This window comes from Pseudoduganella sp. RAF53_2, from assembly GCF_052113985.1.
In the GTDB taxonomy this organism is placed as follows: domain Bacteria; phylum Pseudomonadota; class Gammaproteobacteria; order Burkholderiales; family Burkholderiaceae_D; genus Rugamonas.
On record NZ_JBFRDW010000565.1, the window covers coordinates 1 to 4,068 of the forward strand.

Annotated in this window: 3 protein-coding genes; 1 reads left to right on the forward strand and 2 read right to left on the reverse strand. The window is 57.2% G+C overall.

Annotated features, from left to right (window positions below; genetic code table 11):
- Positions 1–186: 186 nt before the first annotated feature.
- On the forward strand, positions 187–1,269 hold the full coding sequence (locus tag AB4Z11_RS25410) for a porin (RefSeq protein WP_442028562.1): 1,083 nt from the start codon (positions 187–189) through the stop codon (positions 1,267–1,269).
- A gap of 150 nt (positions 1,270–1,419) precedes the next feature.
- Here the strand turns inward: AB4Z11_RS25410 and AB4Z11_RS25415 are convergent, their stop codons facing one another.
- Positions 1,420–2,187, reverse strand: coding sequence for a LytR/AlgR family response regulator transcription factor (locus tag AB4Z11_RS25415; protein ID WP_442028563.1), 768 nt, complete (start codon positions 2,185–2,187; stop codon positions 1,420–1,422).
- Positions 2,188–2,249: 62 nt separating this feature from the next.
- Positions 2,250–3,602: a sensor histidine kinase gene (locus AB4Z11_RS25420; RefSeq protein ID WP_442028564.1), complete on the reverse strand. Its 1,353-nt coding sequence runs from the start codon at positions 3,600–3,602 to the stop codon at positions 2,250–2,252.
- Between the last annotated feature and the right edge of the window lie 466 nt (positions 3,603–4,068).

Sequence of the window (4,068 nt, forward strand, 5' to 3'; positions counted from 1 at the left end):
ACCCTGCAGACAGCTATTTACGTAAGAAATTAGCTGCATTTGTACGCGAAATCAGGATAGAACGCCTAAAATATTATTGGTTGCTAAACTGTCGTCTGAAATAAACAATTTTTCCTTTGTCATAATCTTGAAATGTTTGGCATGCAAGATACGCCCCGTCATTAACCTCAACTAGTAGGACAACAAGTGAAAAAACTGACTCTGGCAGCACTGATCATTGGCGGCTTGGCAGCACAAGCCCAAGCTCAATCCAACGTAACCATCTACGGTATCGTTGATGCAGGTTTCGTTGCCGAGCGTGGCGGCGTGAACGGTAGCGTCAACAAGGTGACCAGTGGTGTTGGCTCCGCATCCCGTCTGGGCTTCCGCGGCACTGAAGATCTGGGTGGCGGCGCATCCGCAATCTTCGTCATCGAATCCGGCGTGAAGATCGACACCGGTGAGCAAGACACCGCAGGTGTGTTCGCTCAGCGCCAGGCTTATGTTGGCCTGAAGAGCAAAGACCTGGGTTCCGTAACCCTGGGCCGTCAGTACACCATGCTGTATAACGCTCTGTCCCAAGTGATGGACCCGTTCGGCGCCGGCTACGCTGGTACCGCCAAGAACCTGTTCCCAACCGGCGGCGTGAACACCCGTACCTCCAACGCCATCGTGTATAACTCCCCATCGATGGAAGGTTTCAGCGTTGACGGTATGTACGCTCTGGGCGAACAGTCCGGCGACAACAGCGCTGGCCGCCAGTTCGGCCTGGGCCTGAACTACGCCAACGGCCCGCTGAACGCGCGCCTGGTGTACAACAACAAGAACAACGACGTTGCTGCTGTTGGCACCACCCCTGCCGTTGACAAGCCGACCGCCAAGAACACCCTGCTGGCTGTGAACTACGACTTCGGCGTTGCCAAGGCCTTCTTCGGTTACGAGCGTGACAAGGGCGCGGGCTCCGCTCCGATCCCAGTCGCTAACGCCTACGGCTTCAAAGTGGCGCCAATTTCGTCGAACGACTCCGACGAATGGCTGATCGGCACCACCGTGCCAGTTGGCTCGGGCAACATCGTCGCTTCTTACATCAAGAAGAACGACAAGCAAAACAACCAGGACGCAAATCAGTGGGGTCTGGGCTACCTGCACAGCCTGTCCAAGCGTACCACTGCATACCTGACCTACGCGAAAATCAAGAACAAGAACGGCGCCGGCTACACCGTTGGCAACAACACCGAGCCGGGTTCTGGCGACAAGGCATTCAATCTGGGCGTGAAGCACACGTTCTAATTGCTGCACCGCGGGCTRAAAGGCCCGCAACTCTCGAGGTGATTCATGATCTTTTTTGCGGGCCGCGTGCCCGCCATTTTTTTAAGAACCCACGGCAAAAAACAAGTGCCAGCCACATCGTGGCTGGCACTCGGGTTACGCCGTGGGTTTTTACATCTGCTTGAACAGGTGCAGGAAACTCCGGCTGACTTCCAGCTTGTCTGGACGGCCCTTGATCATGACCAGGTGGCGGCCGCGGATGTCACGCGTCACGCCTTCGATGGCGTTCACGTTCACCAGCGTGGCGCGGTGGATTTGCCAGAACAGCGACGGGTCGAGTTCATCGGCCAGATCGCGCACCGGTTTGCGGATCAAGGCTTCGAACTTTTCAGTCTGCACGCAGGTGTACTTTTCATCCGAGCGGAAGAACAGGATTTCTTCGACCGGAATCATGCGGATGTCCTGGCCGATGCTGGCCTGAATCCATTGCAGGTATTTCTGTTTTGGCTGGGCGATCTTCTCGGTCAGCTGGGACAGAATTGCCGTGATATTGGCATTCGCATCGGTGGAAGCGGCGGGCTTGTCCGCACGTGACTTCAAGCGCTCGACCGTAATCTTCAGGCGCTCCGGCTCAGGCGGCTTCAGCACGTAATCGACGGCGCCGCGTTCGAACGCTTCAACTGCGTAAGYGTCGTAGGCAGTCACGAACACCACCTGGCTCTTGTTGCCGATTTCGGCAGCGGCCTCCATGCCGGTCTTGCCGGGCATGCGGATGTCGAGGAATGTGAAGTCCGGGTTCAGCTCATCCACCAGCTCGATGGCTTCGTCTCCGTTCTTGGCTTCGCCAACGATTTCCAGTTCAGGCCAAACCTGGCCCAGGCGCATGCGCAGTTGGTCGCGCATTAAACGTTCGTCGTCAGCAATGATTGCAGTTGGCATGGTCTCTCAGTGGTTGAAAAACAGGTATCAATTATTCAACGATTTGCACTTCCGTGCAATCGCTATTGCTTCGCCAGTACATATGGCACTTCGATGATGGCGATGACGCCGCTGGGGAAGTTCGGTTCAATGCTCAGCGACGCCTTGTCGCCGTGCAGGAGCTTGAGGCGCTCGCGGATATTGGTCAGGCCCAGGCCGGTGCCGGTGCTGGGCTTGGCGCCAAAGCCCAGGCCGTCGTCGGTGACAGTGACGCGCAGCTTGTTGTGGGCGATGTCGCCGCGCACTTTCAGCGTGCCGCCTTCCGGCTTCGCTTCCAGACCGTGCTTGATGGCGTTCTCCACCGTGGATTGCAGCATCATCGGTGGGAAACAAGCGGTGCGCAGGCCTTCGGGGATGTCGAAATCGACGGTGAGGCGTTCTTCCATGCGCATTTTCAGCAGGGCGAGGTAGGCGGCGACCATGTCCGCTTCCTGGCCGAGGTTGGACATCAGCGAGGATTCGCGCATTTGCGGCAGCACCGCGCGCAGATATTTGATGAGGCTGCGCTGCATGGCGGAGGCGCGCGGCGGGTCGGTTTCGATCAGGTGTTCCACCGAAGCCAGCGTGTTGAACAGGAAGTGCGGCTCCACCTGGGCCTGCATCATCTGCATCTTGGCTTCGCTCAGCTGGCGCTGCATGGATTCGCGCTCGGCAGCGGCGGTTGCGGTCTGGGCTTCGGCTTCCGCTTTCTTTTTGCCGCCAACCAGGGCCTTGGTGGCGAACAGAGCCAGCAGCGCCAGGGTTACGAAGCTGGTGAACCAGGTCGATGCCTGCTTGTGATAGCGGGAGACTTTTTCTTCGGCGGCATTGTCGACGGCTTGTTCGAGCGCATTGGACAGCTCTTCGCCGATTTGAGGCGGCAGTTCGATGTGGACTTCTTCGCCCGGCATCGGCGCGGCCGGTGGGGCAGGGGCTTTCAAGCCTTTGCCTTTGCTCATTTTGCCTGTCATTGGAGCGGGCGGTGCTGGTGGGGCTGGCACTGCAGGCTCGGCTGGCTCGGCCGCCGGCTCTGCCGGGGCGGGGGCCTCGGCGCTAGCGCTGGCTTCGCTGGAATCGGTGGAGTCGTCGTCCTTAGGCTGTTCTTTCTTGATCTTGCCGGCGCGCGGGTTGAAGTGGATGCCGCTGTCGTCGATGGTGATATTGGTGTCCGCGCCTGCTTTCGGCCGCTTATGCGACTTCATGACCATTTCATCTTCCTGGCGCGGCGAGAACAGCTCCTCCTGCAGGATGGACGCGGCGATGAGCGAGAGTGCGGCAAACAGGAAGAACTTCCACCACGACAGCTGGGTCACCCAGTTGGCGGTCTTGTCGAAGCCGGCATGCAACCAGGCCAGGACAGTCTTCGCGGTATCTTGCACTTTTGGCTGAGGGAACATTCATGGCTTTCATCTTAAGTATGGTGCAAGTGTAGATAACCTGGCGCAAACCTGTCTATGGGAGTGCGACAGGATGCAGAAAAAGGGGAATGGAAGGAAGCCCTTGCGGACGCGCGATTCGTTTGCTATAGTTCTGTCCCTCGCAACGCAACGCAGCAAACAGCGCGAAACGAAGCGAGAAGTTTGAAGCGCAAGACGCTGAAAACGAAGGGGTTGACGAGTTGCACGCTGTACCGCATAATCTCGCTTCTCTGCTGCWGACAAACACAACGMTTTGTCGCTAAACGCAGCGATCTTTAAAAAATCAACAGTCGATAAGTGTGGGCGTTTGAAGATGGCCAACGCGCCGAATGGCGCGATGCTCAAATAATATGCTTCAAATGCTCGCRCAAAATAAACGTAATCTCTTTATGAGATTTCGTCAGTATTTTGAGTGAGCGACCAAGTCAGCAATGACTTAAAACAG